Here is a 17,675-nt window from a genome sequence, read left to right as displayed (position 1 = left end):
CCCCTTGACCACCTCCTTATAAGTGCTAAAGCCGCAGCCTTTAAGAAAAATAAAAACTTATAAAGAAAATTTCTTTTTATATTATTTAGCGATAAAGCCGCAGGCTTTCCACTCCCTTACCCTCCGCAAGAAAAAGAAATTGCAAAAATGTAACCCTTTTGTTATAATTTTACATACGGTCGAAAGACCCTTTCTACTATCACTAAAAACCACTAAAGTAAAAAGCAATGTTACATAAATATTTCAAAAGAACAATTACAAGAAAGTTTATGTAATGTAATTGTAATTTTACAAAGGAAGTTTCTAGTGTATAATAGAAACATAAGAGGAACATGACAACTAAATAAAACCAGAAATAAGGCGATATTTATTTGTCACCTCTGAGTCGAGTTTGTTCAGACTCGGCGACAAAAGTTTGAGACTTTTGTAGAATCTACAAAATTTTTAAGGAGGTCGAAAGACAAATGAACAAGAAAATTATTTCTCTAGTACTAGCACTAGTAATGGTACTAGGAACATTCACAAGTGTCTTCGCGGCTGAACCAGCAAAGAAAGAAGAAGCTAAAAAACCAGCAGCTTCTGAAAAAGTTGAAAAAGTAGTTGGAAAAGATAACAAAATCCAATACATTATCGACAAAAAACTTGTTGAAGGCTACGAAGATGGAAGCTACGGACTTGACAAAAACATCAAGAGATCCGAAATTACAAGATTACTTGTATTAGCTAACGGTAACGAAGAATTAGCAAAACAACTTCAAGGTTCAATGAAAATCTACTCTGATGTAGATGCAAAACACTGGGCTAACGGAGTTATCACAGTAGGTACAACAGTTCCTTCTGATGCTAACGGAATCGCTATGCTAGCAGGATATCCAGATGGATCATTTGGTCCTGAAAAAGATGTAACTTACGCTGAATTAGCAAAAATGTTAGTAGTTCTTGCTAAAAAAGACTTAACTGCTGATATGGTTAAAAACGCTATCTGGGCATCTTCTTGGATGACTTGGGCAACACAACTTGGAATTCTTGACGATGTAACAGTTGCAGATTCAAACAAAGCAGCTAATAGAGCAGATGCATTCACTATGGTTTACAATGCTCTTTACAAAATGCAAGAATTCAAGAGAGTACCAGCTAATGAAACAAGAGGAATTATCTCTAACATTACAAAAGATGTATTAACTCTTAACCAAGATTCTAAAATGGAATACAAGGTTACAGGCGATACTGTATTTGTAACAGGAGTTAACTCTTCAAGACAACAACTTATTAAATTAAGTGATATTAACTACAAACTTGATAATTACTATCTAGGATCATTAGTAAGAATTCTTACTAATGACAAGAACGAAGTAACTCATATCATTGAACTTGGTAATCCAGACAAGTTTGCTGTAAACATGGAATATGGTAAAGCAGGATACAACTCTGTATGGAGAGGTGTTGCTGACAATACTGTAGAAACTTCACCAGCAAGCACTTACTACAAAAATGGTTCTTCAATGGATAACTACAAAGTAGATCCAGCTAGACAAGCTTATGCTATGATTAACTTCAAGAACAAAGATGTAGATGCAAAATCTATTACTTTCTACAATGTAGGAACAAGAGATAAAGCTAAAACAGATATTACTTTAAAAATCAACAAAGACACTGAATTCTATGTAGCTAACCCTGGTAACAACATTATGAAGAAAGTTGCAAATGTAAATGAAGCACTTGCACTAATCGGATACAAAAACTATGCAGATTATAAACTTCTTGATGTATATGCAGGATTTGACACTGATGGAATTAATAGAAACTACGGAGCAATAAACTTCGATACAGCTGATAGAAATACTGCAAAAGTTGTAGTATTCAATCTTGTAAATAAAACAGTTAATGGAGAAAAATATAGAGTTCTAGAAACTTCTTCTTCTAAATTCATAACTACAATTGAAAAAGCAAATGGAGAAGTTCTTGATAGAAACAACTATAAAGATACTTCAAGATTCCCATTAGAATATGGCGATAAGTTTGATGTTATCGAACTTGATGATGTTAGAACTGGATCATTCTACAATACTCTAATTGACCACTCTGATACTAACAAATACCCAGTTGTTGAAATTATCAAAGTTAAAAATGACAGTAAAGTCATTGAAATTATTGATGAAAATGGAGTAAGATCTGAACTTGATCTTAGAGATGCAGACATCTTCTCTGCTAAGAGATTTGATGGCGTTGAAGTTGGTAACCGTATCCAATTTAGAGTAGAAGACAAAAACAGCAACACAGCTGAAATTGTTTCACTTCTTGGAAAAGGAACTAAACTTGAAGGTTCTATTGTTGGAATTCTTCCAATAGCTCACAAAGGACAAGAAGTAGGTAGAGTTCAAAGAGTAGATATGCTTGGAAAAGATTATACTACTATGACAGCTAAAGTAGATAACAACATATTTAATGCAGCAAATCAATATGGAATTGCTAATTACCTTGTATACACTAATGAAGGTAAAGACTTAATGAACTTCTGGAATAAATTTGGAGAAACTAGAAAGATTGCTTTCAAAGTAGCTGAAAGAAATAACAATGGTTTATTCGTAGCAACTGATATTGTTGATAACGAAACTCAAATGCCAGTTGGAAAATACTATGAAAAAGTTTTAGCAGATGAAAAAGAAGCAGCCAAAAAGGCTCTTGAAGCTAAAATTGCTGAAGCAGAAGCTAAAGTAAAAGATGTTAAAAAATCAGCTGATGGTACAGATGTATTAACTACTGAAAAGTGGGCACTAGAAGCAGATATTGATGCTATTAATACAGCTATCACTGCAGCAAAAGGCGAATTAACAAAAACTACTGAAGAAATGAATAAAGCTAAAGAAACTCTTCAAACAGCTATGGATAAATTCGCACCTAAAGCTGGAACTAAAACAGCTTAATAATTAGTCTAACTAATTAAATTAAAGATAAAACTCGAGGGAAACCTCGGGTTTTTCTTTTTTTACATAAAGGTTCTTTTCTGGTAAAATTAGGGTAAGAGGTGGTAATATGAGCCAATTTAATTCTATAACTAAGAAAGAAAATCCAGATAAAACTGCAAAGGATAAAAACCATACTTGGATAAATCCTATTAATAATTGTTTAAAAAAATCTTTTTTCCTAAGACATTTTTTATGCTTTTTTGTATTCATTTTGCTTATTATTTATCTCTACCTTTCTTACAAGAAAGACATAAGGACTTATTTTTTTCTTTCTAACCTAAAAGTAATATTACCTGCCCTTGTAGCAGGAGCTGGAGTTTTCGAGGGCTTTAACATAAATAGAAAGAAGTCCTTTAAAGAAATTGTCACTAAAGAGAGAATAAATTGGCTACATAGGCTGCAAAATAATTTATCAGAATACCTAAGACTCACAAGAAAAGGTAAAGCTGTAGATGAAAATAAAGTTACAAGGCTTTATTATAAAATTATTTTTTCTATAAACCATGAAGAGGATAAAAAGGCGCTAGATGCCATAAAAAACTACAATGATTATATTTTTGGAAAAGAATTAGAAAAAAATATTAAAATAAGAAAAGGAATAATTGAATTAGAGTCGCAAGACACTCATGAGGTAAAAAAATTTACATATTATAAATACAAAAAAAAATTTGGAAAATTAAGAAGTAAGGTCGAAAAATCTTTTGCAAAAATATTTAAAGAAGTTTGGGAAGAAATTAAGAAAGAAGCTGATTAAAAGGCTTCTTTTTTCTTATTAAGAAAAAATTAAGAATTTATAAATTCGGTTTTTTCTTTACTAAGATATTTTTTAATATTAAATCTTTTTTTTAATATTGGAGGGGCTTATACCCATTCGGGCACAAGGGGCTTACGATTCTAAACAAGTGTAAACAGATATTGCCCCTTGCTTGTGCCTGGTGGTACCCCTCCAAACCACCCCTTTCACCCCACGCACTGGAAGTCCAAAAAAATCGGTCATGCTAAATTTTCAAAACTCGCTCTTCGAGCTCAAACAGTTGAAAATTTTTAACGCATAACCGATTTTTTGCTTATCTTATACACTCCAATTAGTCTACGATTGTAGCTAGAGGTCCTTTCCTTATTACACATTTACAAACTGGGCATTGTTGTTAAGTTATTTTGATGGATCTATTTTTTTACTAGAAGAAATCTAAATCGAAGTCGTAAAAGTTTTCGATTGCTTGTAACGAGGAGAATCCGTAAAGGTAAAACCAAACTGTAGTCTTTTAAAACCCCGTAAAGCAAGACAGCCGTAAAAAAATTCAACTGTGAATGAGCGATTGATATTTGCGAAGCAAATTCAGTCGCTCAACCGTCGAACCCTAACAACGAAAAGGAGCGAAGCGAACTTTGAGTTGATTAGGTTCGCGTGAAGCTCTCGATGAAATAAAATATTCGCATTTAAAATAATTCTGATGAAAAAATAATTTTGTAATTATAAATATGTAAGAGAGCAAGTTTTGAATTTTAGGCTGGCTGCTGCTCGGGGTTGTTGGCAAAGGCCCCTGCCAGGGCACGGGGGTGTGGGGGAGGTCAAAGGAGGGGACAAGGGAGATTCGAAACGCCCTAAGTCCCCTCCAGTATTAGAAATAAAACCTTAATATTAAAAAAATATTTTTTAAGAAAAAACTTTTTAAATTTGTTCTTAAAGCCAAGCTTTAGTTTTTCACTAACAAATGATCTCCCACGAGTGCAACTTTAAAGCTCTTATAGAAATCTTTTTCAAAAAATATATCATATCCTTTTCTTTGAGGACTTTCTTCGATAAATTCTTCATAAATCGCCCTTATATTCTCCATCTTTAAGCCAAAGGCTATGGCAAGGAGCAAGTCTTCTTCACATCGTCTCTCGCAAGTTTTTAGTTCTTCTTCTACTTTTTCTAATTCTTTAAATTTTTTGTTTCCAAGTTCTGTCATATTGGAGAAGCTTGTTATAAGTGATACGTAAAAAATTAGTGCAAAGATAATGCTTGCAATTCCAAAAAAGTTTTCGTTATAGACTGTGATTACGCCCACGAAAAACAGGAGGGAGAATATTACAAAGGAAAGTAAAATTTTTGCAGTTTTCTTTTCTCTTGTAAAAAGTTTTTTTTCCACCATTTCATCTTCCAAGTAATATATAAAGTCATTGAACTTTTTGTTGTAGTTGTCTGGCTCTCTTCTTCTAATTTTATCCAAATTGCGAGTGGAGATTTCTCCCTCGCCAAAGGAAAAGAGTATGTCGAAGAGTTTTTGCTCGCCTTTATCTAAGTTTTCTTGTTTTAAATTTTTTAATACATATTCTTTTTTCTCTTCGCCAGCTTTTGTTTTGTAAAAATTTTCTTGGATTTCTATTTTTCCATCTGCAATTGTTTTTAAAATTATTGCTATTATTGTGTTGTAGATGAAATTCCCACCCTTGTAGAGATAGCCTTTCTCATAATATTTTAAATCTATTTCTTTTTCCTTTTTTGCTGAATTTTTTTCTTCAAAAGAAGTTTAGCCATTGCAAAGGATAAAAGAATGAGTATTATATTTATTGCCAAAAAGTATGTGCTCGATAAATTCATTTTAAAATCCATTTAATCACCTCTATATATTATATACAAAAAAATTTTTTTGGGTATAATAGATTTATTGGAGGGATTAAATGTACGATATTATTATAATTGGAGGCGGACCAGCAGGATTATCGGCAGGTCTTTATGCAGCTAGAAGTAAAAAGAAAACTTTAATCATAGAAAAGGGTATTGAAGGCGGACAAATTGCTGAAACTACTCAAGTTGAAAATTATCCAGGAATTGATGTTATTGATGGTGTTGAACTTGGAAAGAGAATGGCGGATCAAGCTAAAAAATTTGGCGCTAAAATCGTTATGGATGAAGTTGTAGATATGGACCTAGAGGGAGAAGTAAAAAAGATAAAGTGCTATATTGATTCTTATGAAGCCAAGGCAGTCATAATTGCTACTGGTGCTTCTCCTAGACCTATTGGTGCACCTGGCGAAAAGGAATACAAGGGCCGTGGCGTAAGTTACTGTTCTACTTGCGACGCCGCTTTCTATGAAGATGAAACTGTTTATGTTGTAGGTGGTGGCGACTCTGCTGTTCAAGAGGCAATTTTCATCACTAACTTTGCCAAGAAAGTTTACATCATTCACAGAAGGGACGAGCTAAGAGCTTCAAAGGTTCTTCAAGAAAAAGCTTTTAACAATGATAAGATTGATTTTATTTGGAACACTACTGTAAAGGAAATCAAGGGAGACAAGATTGTCAACGAAATGATTTTAGAGGACACTAAGACTGGCGAAGTAAGGTCAATCAAGGCTGATGAGCCTTTCGGAATTTTTGTATTCATCGGCTATGTTCCTATGACTGATATGTTTAAGGGTAAAGTTGAACTTACTAGCGATGGTTACATTAAAACAGATGATGAAATGAGAACTAATGTAGCTGGTGTTTTTGCAGCAGGAGATATTAGAAAGAAAACTGTTCGCCAAGTTGTCAATGCAGCAGGCGATGGTGCTGTTGCGGCTATGAATGCACAAAAATATATTGATGAAGAAGAAGGAAATCTTTACGAAGGTTTCAAGGAAAATAAATAATTTTTGCAGAGAAAAAACATTGCTTGAAGGTAAAATTTCAATCAATGTTTTTTTGTTGCTCATAATTTTATTTTGACTTGTGGAAAAAATTTCAGCTTTCTTTTATCCACTTTGCCTTAAAGGTATATGCCACCATTAGGACTGCGCCAATTAACCAGGAGATTGGATAGAGCATATAGACGTTCTCAATAGTATTGTAATGTGGAATTACAAATTTTGCTGCAAGAATTCTAAATAGGCAAAGGGACAAGAGCATTATTATCATTGGCGGCACTGTCTTACCAGTACCTCTCACTGTGCCAGCAAGGGAGTGCATAATGGCAAGTAAAAAGTAGAAGGGACAGAAAAATTTTGTAGCAAGAACTCCTGCCTCTATTACGGCTTGATCTTTTGTAAAAAGTGCAATGACCTTGGGAGCAAATGTGTAAAGCATAGTGCCAGATATTATTGTATAAATTATGCTCATAGAAAGTGTCATCCACATTCCTTTTTTTACTCTGTCAATTTTTCCTCCACCATAATTTTGTCCTGCAAAGGTAGTTATGGCAAGGCTTAGACTTAGGACGGGCAAGATGTTAAAGCCGTCAATTTTTATAAAGGCACCAAAGCCTGCCATGGTCATTGAACCAAATACATTTACGCTAGACTGCATTATTACATTTGAGAAAGATATTACTGTGCCTTGAACTGCTGTCGGGATACCAACTTTTATTATGCGAAGAGCCATGTCTCCATGAAGTTTTATTTTTTTTAAGCGAACTTTATAAATTTCTGGAACTCTCATCAAAAATAAAAGGGCAAGGAGAGCTGAAAGTCCTTGGCTAATATTTGTTGCTATGGCAGCACCACTTACGCCCATGGCGAAAAATTCAATGAACAAAATGTCTAGGATGACATTTATCATAGATGCAATGGCAAGGTATAAAAGGGAGCGTTTTGAATTTCCAACAGCGTTTAGGATACCGGCTTCCATGTTGTAAAGGACATTAAAAATTAGTCCCATGGAGAAAACTCTTAGGTAGTCTATTGATTCTGCCATAACCTCTTTTGGTGTCTCCATTTTCATTAAAAGCCAAGGGGCAAAGATGTAACCCAATATGGAAATTATGGCTCCAAGGACAAGGGCGATGGCAAGAGAAGTGTGAACAGAAAGCTTAACATCTTTTAGCTTGTTAGAGCCAAGGGATTGAGCAACTATTATCCCGCTTCCAACTGAAATGCCTTGAGCAAAGGATATGAACAGGTTAATAAGAGCTGTGCTTGAGCCAACTGCTGCCAGGGCATTACTGCCCACGTAGTTTCCCACAATCATTGAGTCAATAGTGTTGTAGGTTTGTTGTAAGAGGTTGCCAAATATTAGGGGTATGGCGAAGAGCACAATTGTCTTCCAAATGCTTCCACTTGTCATTAAATTTTTTTCTATATGTGATACTTCTTTATCTTTCAAATTAAATCATTCCATTATTTTTAATATTTCAATTTTTTGTCAAATAAGATTTGCAAGTGAGTTTAACTAATAATACATAATATTGTACTTTAAAAGTCAAAAAATTACAAAGTTCTAGGCTTATTACAAGGTTAATTGGAGATAAAAATTATTTTTTAGTTTATGAAAAGTAAAAAAGTATCTCCTTTTTAGATAGAGATACTTTAAAAACTAAAAATTTTTATTATTCAAGAGGAACTACTTTTAAATCCTTTGACACGTGATTTAGGACTTCGCAGCCATTTTCTGTTATTAAGACAAGGTCTTCTATGCGGACGCCAATGCCTTCGTCTAGGAGATAGATTCCTGGTTCAACGGAAAAGATTTGTCCCACTTCTATTATGCTGTCATTGACTGAAGATACATCGCCTGCTTCGTGAGTTTCAAGTCCAATGGAGTGACCTGTTCTGTGAGTAAAGTATTTGCCATAACCCTTTTCTTCGATATAAGACTTTGCAGCTTTGTCAACGTCAGACATTTTGTTGCCAGGCCTTGCTGCTGCAATGCCACGAAGGTTGGCTTCCTTTACGATTTCATAAATTTCACGGGCTCTGTCACTTACTTCGCCAATGAAAACTGTACGAGTCATGTCTGATGCGTAATTTTTATACATTCCACCAATGTCTAGGACTACGCAGTCGCCTAGTTTTCCACGAGTGTCATCTGTGGAGTGGTGAGGATCAGCTGCTGATCTTCCATAAGCTGTGATTGGTTCAAAGGAAACTTCTTCGACGCCATGAGATTTATATATTTCCTTTAGCTTTGTGCTTAATTCTTTTTCATTTAATCCCTTAACAACCCAAGGTATGAGCTCTTCCATTACCTTGTCATTTATAATAGAAGATTCACGCATAAGCTTCTTTTCTTCTTCATCTTTAACGCGTCTTACTGCGTCAACAATGTCTGAGCCGTTGATGTATTTTTTATCAGGAAAAATTTCTTGAAGGCGAAGTAGAAATTTTGCAGACCAGAATTTGTCTATACCAATGACTTCATCTTCTTTTATATATTTTGACAATTTTAGAATGCCATCTTCAACATCGTTATACCAAATTAAATCTATGCCAAGATCATCATCTTGTGGGAAGAGTTCGTTTATCAAAAGTTTTAAATCGCCATCTCTATGAAGGTAAAGGGCGAGAGCTCTTTCGCCTGGTTCAATTTTTTTGTCAATTAGATAAAAAATTGCGTAGGGGTCACTTATTATCATGTGAGCCAAATTATTTTCTTTCATCTTTTTTATTAGTCTATCAATTCTATTTTTGTGCATAATATCCTCCATTCTTTTTTAAAATATATCACAAAAGTCTTACAATATCCATTTATACATTGATTAAAAACTTATAAATTGTCAATAAAAAAATCTGCAGTTTCCCACAGATTATTTTTGTGCTAGTGATTTAATTATATTTGCAACTTTTGATGGCATAATAATTTCGTGACTACCTGCTGCGAAACTTGTAACACCAAGATTGTTGCAGGCTATTATAAAATCATTTGGTGATTTTATAACGCCAAGTTCCATAAGTGTGTTTGCAACATCAGCTGGGCTTGCTCCCTCAGATATATTTATGCTATAAGTTTCAAGGCTTGTGTTAGAAAGTATTGCTAGGACTTCTCTCACTGTTAATTCTTTACTCAAGTCATAAGATCCAGGGACAATTTTATTTTCAATTTGCATATCATCTGCCAAGTCCTTGTAGGCATATATATCTTTTATTAGACCTTGTTCCATTAAAATTTTGCCAAGACCCTCAACATTTGTGCCATCAGGTATTGTTATTTTTGTTGATGCCCTGCTTGTTTGTGCTTCTTCTTTTTCTTCTTCTTCGTCAACTATTACAATTGGCTTTATATTTTCTTCTGCTTTTAAGCCAGTTGCTACTAAAATTTCATTTGTCGTCTTTTTAAATTCGTCTGCAATTCCTATTTTAATCTTGCTATTTGAAATTGAGTTGAGATATAGGGAGTCAATTCTCCACTTGATTATGAATACCAAGAAGAGGAGAAATAAAATTGACAATAATACTTGCGAAAATTTAATTAAAAAGAGTTTGCCTCTATTAAAATCTTTCAAAATAAACCTCTTTTCATCTTGTTTTGATATAATTATAACAGCAAAGTTAAAAAATGAAAAGTTTGGAGATATTATGCGAGAAATTATTGTAAATGAAAATGATGGGGGAAGAAGACTTGATAGGTTTCTTAAAATTTATTTTGAGAAGGCTCCTCTTTCCTTTATATATAAAAATTTGAGAAAGAAAAATATTGTGGTAAATGGCAAAAAGGCAAAGCCAGAAGATATTTTAAGTAAGGGCGATGTTATAAAATTATTTTTGGCAGAAGACACAATAAATAAATTTAAAAAGGATATAAAAAAGTCAAAAAATTCTAAGCTGCCCGATATTTTATATGAAGATGAAAATATTATTTTGGTAAAAAAACCTATAAATATGCTCACTCACAATGACAGCGGCAAGTATCAAGACAACGCTCTTGACAGGATGGTGGACTATTTAATTGCAAAGGGCGAATACATTCCAAGGCTAGAGAAATCCTTTAGACCCGCCTTTGTAAATAGACTTGACAGGAACACATCGGGGATTTTAATTGGAGCAAAAAATTTAAAGTCTCTACAAATTTTAAATGATGCAATAAAAAGTCGCAGGATAAAAAAATATTATGTGACGATTGTATCTGGAGATGTGAAAAAAGATTTTGATGTGGATATAAATTTAGTCAAGACAAAAAACAATGTCATGAAAAAATCTAGTGAAGGCAAGAAATCAATTACAAAATTTCATGTCCTTAAAAATAAAAATGGGTACTCACTTCTCTCTGTGAATTTGATTACTGGAAGGACTCATCAAATTAGAGCTTCTTTAAAGGAAAATGATTTATTCATCATTGGCGATAGAAAGTATGGAGAAGAAAAGGTCAATAAAATTTTTAGGGCTAAGGGACTAGACAGCCAGTTTCTCCACAATTATTCCCTTGTTTTTGAATGTGATGAGTTTGAAAACTTGAAGGGCAAAAAATTTGTTTACCTTCCAGGAGAAAAAATGACAAATATAGCTGAAGAAATTTTTGATGTAAATTTAGGGGAATTATTAAATGAAAAAAATAATTTTTAGAAATCCAAAGGAAAAATTAGATTTTAAAAGTTTAAAGGGCGAGAGGACTTTAGTCATCTTGCCTTCTCAGTCTGCAATAAATTTTTACATAAGAGATATGCTAAAAAAGGGAACAGACATAACAAAAACTGATTTTGAAACCTTTGACGGTATTGACAAAAAAAATAGTAATAGGAAGCCAGATTCAATTTTAAAATATATAATTTTATCAAAGATTTTGAATAATAATTTTACTGACATGGAAATTTTCCCAGAGACTGTTGACATAGTCTTGGACTTTTTCGATGATCTTTGTGAAAATAATTTATCTAGTCAAGATATTTATAGTATTAATGGAGAAATTTTTAAGGATTTAGGAAAAGTTTTTGAGCTTTATAAGGCATATTTTGATGAGAAAGGCTATGACATTTATGGAAGACTAAAAGATTCTTCTGTGGAAAATTCTCTATTTGACAGCATAATAATATCTGGCTTTTTGGAATTTAGAAAGAGTGAAGAGGAAATAATAAAAAAACTCTCCCATGCTAAAGACAAAAATATTTATATAGATTTGCCCTTTAATTTTTGTGAATCTAATTTAATTTCATCTACTATAAAGGGCTTAGAAGAACTTGGATTTGTTTTAGAAAAGTCAGAGTTTTTAGATTATAAAATTGATTTGAGGAAGAAAGACATAAAAGTCATCTCATCAAAAAAAGATTTTTACAATTTATTTTTCTCTAAGATAAAACTTTTGCTCATGGACAAAAAAGTCAGTGATATAGACATCTTAACGGGGTCAAAAAGTCTTGCAAATAAGATAAAGTCTCGTGAAATCTTTGAGGGGCTTGAGTTTAATGTGTCTAGCAGTGAAAAATCCCTTCTCAAAAGTGAATTTATTGTCCTCATGGAATATTTTTTAAAGAAAAGTAAAGAAAATACCTTAAAAAGAGTGAACCTTTCTTATTTTCCAGTAAATTGTGATGAAGTTATCTTTGAAAGTGCACTCTTGACTTATGATTTTAAGAATATAGATGATATAGATTTTTCAAAATTAAAAAGTTTGGAAGTAAAGTCTGACTCTGTGGAAAATTTTTTAAGTGGCGTAGAATTTTTGCAAGGAGAAAAAATAGAAGAGAAAGCGACTTTAGATTATTACATTAAATTTTTCAGCAAGTTTTTGGCTTTGGCAAAGGAAAAAATAAAGGATGAAGTAAATAAAAATCTAGATACTTTGGCCTTTAGGGATCTAAGATTTGCAAAGAAGATGGAAGAAAATTTTTCAAAGATGGAAAATCTTTCAGCTATTTATAGGGAGATTTCTCTAATTGATTTTGTTTTAATTGCAAAAAAATATATTGAAAAGTCAAAAATTGATGAAGTTCAAAATTTAGAGGGCCTTGAAATTGGAAATTATGGGTCAAACTACTATAAAGCTTTTAAAAATTTATTTTTAATTGGTTTTGACAAAAATTTCGAGATAAAAAACAAGAATAATTTTATTTACAACAGAGAGTCCCAAAGGGACATGGCAAAGATTAGCCTCGTGAAAGACAACTTTAAGAGGGACTATATCTATTTGATTTATGATTTAATTATGGCTGAGGAGGTTTTTATTTTAGTGGAAGACCCTGAGAAGGGACTTTCAAAACTTTTAAATACATTAATTCGCGACTTGGACTTAAAAATTCTTGAGCATGAAAAAATTTATGCCACATCAAAACTTGATAAGGATTTTGAAACTCATGAAATAAATTACGAAGTTTCAGCGGAAGAACTTCAGGGCATCAACAAAAAAATTAGGGATAGAAATTATTCTGTTACAGATTTTGATATTTTAAAGGATTGCCCAAGGAGATTTATCTTTGAGAGAGTTTATAGGATTGAAAAGTTGGAGAAAGAGTATGACGAAAAATATTATCTCAAAATGGGAGATAAGTACCACCACATTTTGGAAAAGTATTTTAAGAGAGAGAGAAATCTCAATGAGGATAGCTTGAAGGAGTTAATTCTTGAAGAAGAAAACTTGGGTAAATTTGAAAATTTATCTTTCTTGGAGAAAATTTCTGTCATTAACACTTTTAACACTTTGAAAAAATATATTGAAAGCGATTTGGAAGAGCAAAGGAAATATGGATTTGTGCCAAAATATTTTGAAGAAGCTTTTGTAACTGATGTCCATGGACTAAAGATAAAAGGTAGAATTGATAGGATTGACGCTTTAGCTGACGATGAGATTTTAATTGATTACAAGAGGTCAAAGGGCAGAACAAAAAAGGAAATCGAAGATTTAAAGTCATTTCAAATGCCACTTTATGCTATAGCGAGAAAAAAAGTGGGTAAGAAGATAGCAAGTGCGGTTTATGGCTCTGTTAAAAATGCAGAACTTTCCACTGTTATAAAAAATTCTGACATTTTGCCAAAGGATGACAGCAAGAGAAATTATTTCACAGAAGAAGACTTGTGCCTTCTTTTAGAAAATGTGGAAAAGGAAATAATTAGAATGACAAATAGCATAATGGCAGGCGATTATACTTCTACAAGTGATTGCAAAAATTGTGACTATAAGGAAATTTGCGAGAATAAGGAGATTTAGATGGATAAAAAAGAACTTAGAAAAAAATTCACAAAAATTAGAGCTGAAATTGAAAATAAAGAAGAAAAAGATAAAAAAATTAGGAATAATTTAAAAAATTTAGAAATCTATAAAAATGCTAAGTCAGTTTTTGTTTTTATATCCTACAAAAGTGAAGTTGATACAAAGAAAATCATTGACATGATAATAGAGGATGGCAAAAAACTTTTGGTACCCTTAGTAAAGGGCAGTGAGATGATTGCTGTTGAAGTTAAAGGAATAGAAGACTTAGAGCCAAATAAAATGGGAATACTTGAGCCAAAGGATGGCGAAGAAGTCTCTGATATCGATCTAACTATTACACCAGGACTTGCTTTTGACCAAAGTGGATATAGACTTGGCTATGGCGGAGGATTTTATGACAAATTTTTTGCCAAAGTGGACACAATAAGAATGGGAATCGGCTACTCAGAGCAAATCGTGGATGAAGTTGTTCACGAGGAATATGACAAAAAATTAAATTATCTATTGACAGATAAAGGTATAATCAAGTTTGGTGCCAAATGAAAAGAGACTACCCAAAGATAGAAGCTAAGACTTGGAGATGGCTCTTGGCTTTTGTAATTTCAATTGCCTCCTTTTATGGAGTGAGCCTTTTATTTTATTTATTTAATATAAGAAATGAAATAGTTGGTGCAACGGCAGTTAGTTCCTTGTGTCTCTTATCATTACTTATAGTTGATAGAAATTTTATATTTAAAATATTTTTGCCCTTTAGGATGAAGGATTTACTTTACCTTATTATTGGACTTGGATTTTCTATAGTAGCAGTTGTAATTTCATCTATTGTCGTAACAAATCTTGGCATAGAAGGATCTACAAATCCAATTTTTGATGTATTGACGTCAGACAATTTTAAGAGTTTCTTTATATCTACGCTAATTCAATTTATTGCAGAAGAGATAATTTTTATAATTCCATTTTTGTTTGTGATAAATAAAGTAAAAAGTGAAAATAAAATTGTAAAGACCACACTTGCAATTATAGTCTCATCAGTGATTTTTGGCGCAATGCACCTTTCAACATATAATTTTAATATCTTGCAAGCAGTCCTAATTATTTCCATAATAAGGACTGGACTTACAATGTCTTATGTACTTTCAAAAAACTTAAGTGTAACTTATCTAATTCATATAATTTACGATTGGTCTCTAATAGGAATATATATGACAGCAGGACAGATGATAAAATAAAGGAAACCACGAGTTTTGAATTAACAAGCCCCGTGGTTTTTACGAATTAAATTTAACTTTGTCTGGCTATTAAATTGAAAGCTCCTTAAAGCCATTACCTAAAATTTCAGATGTTTCAGAGACAGAGACAAAAGCTTCAGGGTCTTTGTCTTTTATTATTTGTCTTACTTTTACAAGTTGTCTTGAAGAGCACACAACATATAAAATATAGACATCCTTTCTTTTGTAAGATGTTATGCCATTTATGAAAGTAGCACCTCTGTTTATTTCTTTATAGATTTCTATTGCTATTTCTTCATTTTTTTCGGAAATTGCAATAACTTGTTTTTGCTTTCCAACGCCAAGTTGAATTTTATCTACAACATTGTAATTTATAAATATTAGAATTAATGTAAAAAGAACTTTATCTAGGGAATAAAAGTATCCTAGAGTGCCTACAATCATAAAGTTAATTCCCATTAAAATACTTCCAATGCTTATATTAAACTTCTTTTTTAATATTGCAGCGATTATGTCAAGTCCGCCAGTAGATGTGCCATTTTTAAAGGAAATTCCCATACCTATTCCACTTAAAACCCCGCCAAATACACAAGCTAGTATTGGATCTTTTGTTAAATAAAAATCTGGGGCTATCTTTTCATAAAAGGATGCAAATATAGATAGCAGTAATATTGACAACATAGAAAAAAATGTAAAGTCTCTGTCAAGGAAAAAGAGGCTTAGAATTGAAGTTGGAATATTAAATATAACTATTAGCATTGGAAGACTTAGGCCTGTGACATTTGATGCCAAAATACTAAGACCAGTCAAGCCACCAGATATTAATAAGTTTGGCTTTATTATGTAAATAATGGAAAAAGAAACTATTAAAGAGCATATAATTACAGATATTAGTTTTCTTTGGAAATTTTTTGAACAAATCCATTTTTTAAAACTCATTTTATTCGAGTTCACAAAATCACCCCATAATGTATAATACACTATATTATAAATAAGTTTAAGTTAAAAATATAAAATAAAAAAATTTTTTGATTTTAAAAATAGATAGATTTATAAAAGTATGCAGACATAAAACTTTATGAAAATGATTACACAACTTTATCATAAAATATTTAATAATATTTTAAATAGAAAAATATAGGTCAATAAATAAAAAAAGATAGAAAAATTTACCATTGTTTACGAATTGAATTATTATTTGCAAAAAAAGAGTAAATTTTTAAGCTATAAGTATAAATATGGACAATTCGTTAAAATTGATTCCACTCCTTGAACTTAATATTTCTATTTGCTATAATTAAGACTGTAAGAAATGGTTATCATGATTATACATAAAGGAGAGTGTTAAAAATGACAGATACTTTAAATCCGTTAGTAGCAGCTCAACAAAAAGTTAAGGCTGCATGTGATAAGCTAGGTTGCGACCCAGCAGTTTATGAACTTCTAAAAGAACCAGAAAGAGTTATTGAAATCTCTATTCCAGTAAAGATGGATGACGGTTCAGTAAAAGTTTTCAAAGGTTGGAGATCAGCTCACTCATCAGCAGTTGGTCCTTCTAAGGGCGGCGTTAGATTCCATCCAAATGTATGCCTAGATGAAGTTAAGGCTCTTTCACTTTGGATGACTTTCAAAGGTGGCGCACTTGGCCTTCCATACGGTGGAGGAAAAGGTGGAATTTGTGTTGACCCATCTGAACTATCTGATAGAGAATTAGAACAACTTTCAAGAGGTTGGATCAGAGGACTTTACAAATACCTTGGAGAAAGAATTGATATTCCAGCTCCAGACGTTAACACTAATGGACAAATTATGGCTTGGTTCCTTGATGAATGGATTAAAGTTAACGGAGACAGACAAGATATTGGAATGTTAACTGGTAAACCAGTTGGACTTGGTGGATCTGAAGGAAGAAACGAAGCAACAGGATTTGGTGTTGCAGTAGTAACTAGAGAAGCTGCTAAACGTGAAGGAATTGATTTCAAACACGCTAAGATTGCAGTTCAAGGTTTCGGTAACGTTGGATCTTTCACAGTTAAAAACATTGAAAGACAAGGCGGAAAAGTTTACGCTTTAGCTGAATGGGACAAAAAAGAAGGAAACTACGCTCTATACAATGAAAATGGACTAGACTTCAAAAAACTTCTTGCTTACAAAGAAGAACACCACACACTAATCGGTTACCCAGATGCAAAACAAATCTCAGCTGACGATTTCTGGACAGGCGAATGGGATATCTTAATTCCAGCAGCTCTAGAAAACGTAATTACTGGTGACGTTGCAGCTAAACTTAATGTTAAATTAGTTTGTGAAGCAGCTAATGGTCCTACTACTCCAGAAGGAGATAAAGTTCTTACTGAAAGAGGAATTAAACTTACTCCAGATATTTTAACTAACTCTGGTGGAGTTCTAGTTTCTTACTACGAATGGGTTCAAAACCAATACGGAATGTACTGGACAGAAGCTGAAGTAGAAGAAAAACAAGAAGCTGACATGATGAAGGCTATTAAAGGCGTATTCGCAGTTTGCGATGAATATGATGTAGTTCCTAGAGAAGGAGTTTACATGTACGCTATTAGATCAATTGACAAAGCTATGAAACTTAGAGGATGGTATTAATCCCTACAGTTAATAAATGATTAAAAACCGCAGCATTTGTTGCGG

The 17,675-nt window shown here is 32.6% G+C and carries 13 protein-coding genes; 8 read left to right on the top strand and 5 right to left on the bottom strand.

Annotated elements, in window-relative coordinates; translation table 11 throughout:
* Window positions 1–464 precede the first annotated feature (464 nt).
* Together PTSHG_RS04985 and PTSHG_RS04980 are read left to right on the top strand one after the other, a co-directional pair.
* On the top strand, window positions 465–2,924 hold the full coding sequence (locus PTSHG_RS04985; protein ID WP_019107790.1) for an S-layer homology domain-containing protein: 2,460 nt from the start codon (window positions 465–467) through the stop codon (window positions 2,922–2,924).
* A 109-nt stretch (window positions 2,925–3,033) separates the two neighbouring features.
* Window positions 3,034–3,720: a hypothetical protein gene (locus PTSHG_RS04980; protein WP_019107789.1), complete on the top strand. Its 687-nt coding sequence runs from the start codon at window positions 3,034–3,036 to the stop codon at window positions 3,718–3,720.
* A gap of 943 nt (window positions 3,721–4,663) precedes the next feature.
* Here PTSHG_RS04980 and PTSHG_RS09645 read toward each other — a convergent pair.
* Window positions 4,664–5,332: a DUF2207 family protein gene (locus tag PTSHG_RS09645; protein ID WP_475264619.1), complete on the bottom strand. Its 669-nt coding sequence runs from the start codon at window positions 5,330–5,332 to the stop codon at window positions 4,664–4,666.
* Window positions 5,333–5,633: 301 nt separating this feature from the next.
* Here PTSHG_RS09645 and trxB point away from each other — a divergent pair, with 301 nt between their 5' ends.
* Window positions 5,634–6,587 carry a thioredoxin-disulfide reductase gene (gene trxB / locus PTSHG_RS04960; RefSeq protein WP_019107785.1) on the top strand — a complete coding sequence of 318 codons (954 nt, stop codon included), beginning with the start codon at window positions 5,634–5,636 and terminating at the stop codon, window positions 6,585–6,587.
* 91 nt (window positions 6,588–6,678) lie between these two features.
* Here trxB and PTSHG_RS04955 read toward each other — a convergent pair whose 3' ends face one another.
* The 3 genes from PTSHG_RS04955 to PTSHG_RS04945 form a co-directional block, all read right to left on the bottom strand.
* Window positions 6,679–8,034, bottom strand: a complete 1,356-nt coding sequence (locus tag PTSHG_RS04955) for an MATE family efflux transporter (RefSeq protein WP_019107784.1) — start codon at window positions 8,032–8,034, stop codon at window positions 6,679–6,681.
* Between the two features lie 223 nt (window positions 8,035–8,257).
* Window positions 8,258–9,343: a M24 family metallopeptidase gene (locus PTSHG_RS04950; protein WP_019107783.1), complete on the bottom strand. Its 1,086-nt coding sequence runs from the start codon at window positions 9,341–9,343 to the stop codon at window positions 8,258–8,260.
* A gap of 111 nt (window positions 9,344–9,454) precedes the next feature.
* Window positions 9,455–10,150 carry an endolytic transglycosylase MltG gene (locus PTSHG_RS04945; RefSeq protein ID WP_026088845.1) on the bottom strand — a complete coding sequence of 232 codons (696 nt, stop codon included), beginning with the start codon at window positions 10,148–10,150 and terminating at the stop codon, window positions 9,455–9,457.
* Between the two features lie 73 nt (window positions 10,151–10,223).
* On the opposite strand from PTSHG_RS04945, the gene PTSHG_RS04940 reads away from it, so the two are divergent.
* The 4 genes from PTSHG_RS04940 to PTSHG_RS04925 are packed head-to-tail and all read left to right on the top strand — an operon-like array spanning window position 10,224 to window position 15,014.
* Window positions 10,224–11,207: an RluA family pseudouridine synthase gene (locus PTSHG_RS04940; RefSeq protein WP_026088844.1), complete on the top strand. Its 984-nt coding sequence runs from the start codon at window positions 10,224–10,226 to the stop codon at window positions 11,205–11,207.
* Window positions 11,188–13,782 (top strand): PD-(D/E)XK nuclease family protein, encoded by a 2,595-nt coding sequence (locus PTSHG_RS04935; protein WP_019107780.1) that lies wholly within the window; start codon window positions 11,188–11,190, stop codon window positions 13,780–13,782. The genes PTSHG_RS04940 and PTSHG_RS04935 overlap by 20 nt, the downstream gene beginning before the upstream one ends.
* Window positions 13,783–14,328 carry a 5-formyltetrahydrofolate cyclo-ligase gene (locus tag PTSHG_RS04930; protein ID WP_019107779.1) on the top strand — a complete coding sequence of 182 codons (546 nt, stop codon included), beginning with the start codon at window positions 13,783–13,785 and terminating at the stop codon, window positions 14,326–14,328.
* A complete protein-coding gene (locus tag PTSHG_RS04925) occupies window positions 14,325–15,014 on the top strand; it encodes a CPBP family intramembrane glutamic endopeptidase (RefSeq protein WP_019107778.1) in 690 nt (229 codons plus the stop codon). The genes PTSHG_RS04930 and PTSHG_RS04925 overlap by 4 nt, the downstream gene beginning before the upstream one ends.
* Before the next feature lie 69 nt (window positions 15,015–15,083).
* On the opposite strand, the gene PTSHG_RS04920 is transcribed toward PTSHG_RS04925, so the two are convergent.
* Window positions 15,084–15,968 (bottom strand): YitT family protein, encoded by an 885-nt coding sequence (locus PTSHG_RS04920; RefSeq protein WP_019107777.1) that lies wholly within the window; start codon window positions 15,966–15,968, stop codon window positions 15,084–15,086.
* Between the two features lie 396 nt (window positions 15,969–16,364).
* Between PTSHG_RS04920 and PTSHG_RS04915 the strand changes: the two genes are divergently transcribed.
* Window positions 16,365–17,630 carry a Glu/Leu/Phe/Val family dehydrogenase gene (locus PTSHG_RS04915; protein WP_019107776.1) on the top strand — a complete coding sequence of 422 codons (1,266 nt, stop codon included), beginning with the start codon at window positions 16,365–16,367 and terminating at the stop codon, window positions 17,628–17,630.
* Window positions 17,631–17,675 lie beyond the last annotated feature (45 nt).

The organism is Peptoniphilus senegalensis JC140 (genome assembly GCF_000321025.1).
GTDB lineage: Bacteria > Bacillota > Clostridia > Tissierellales > Peptoniphilaceae > Peptoniphilus_A > Peptoniphilus_A senegalensis.
Note: the sequence above shows the minus strand (reverse complement) of the source record. Positions and strands in the feature narration are given on the sequence as shown.

Bases quoted from the DNA above. Each gene is read 5' to 3' on its own strand.
- PTSHG_RS04940 (WP_026088844.1), top strand. From the start codon at position 10,224: ATGCGAGAAATTATTGTAAATGAAAATGATGGGGGAAGAAGACTTGAT.
- PTSHG_RS04950 (WP_019107783.1), bottom strand. From the start codon at position 9,343: ATGCACAAAAATAGAATTGATAGACTAATAAAAAAGATGAAAGAAAAT.
- trxB (WP_019107785.1), top strand. From the start codon at position 5,634: ATGTACGATATTATTATAATTGGAGGCGGACCAGCAGGATTATCGGCA.
- PTSHG_RS04935 (WP_019107780.1), top strand. From the start codon at position 11,188: ATGAAAAAAATAATTTTTAGAAATCCAAAGGAAAAATTAGATTTTAAA.
- PTSHG_RS04925 (WP_019107778.1), top strand. From the start codon at position 14,325: ATGAAAAGAGACTACCCAAAGATAGAAGCTAAGACTTGGAGATGGCTC.
- PTSHG_RS04930 (WP_019107779.1), top strand. From the start codon at position 13,783: ATGGATAAAAAAGAACTTAGAAAAAAATTCACAAAAATTAGAGCTGAA.
- PTSHG_RS04980 (WP_019107789.1), top strand. From the start codon at position 3,034: ATGAGCCAATTTAATTCTATAACTAAGAAAGAAAATCCAGATAAAACT.
- PTSHG_RS04985 (WP_019107790.1), top strand. From the start codon at position 465: ATGAACAAGAAAATTATTTCTCTAGTACTAGCACTAGTAATGGTACTA.
- PTSHG_RS04915 (WP_019107776.1), top strand. From the start codon at position 16,365: ATGACAGATACTTTAAATCCGTTAGTAGCAGCTCAACAAAAAGTTAAG.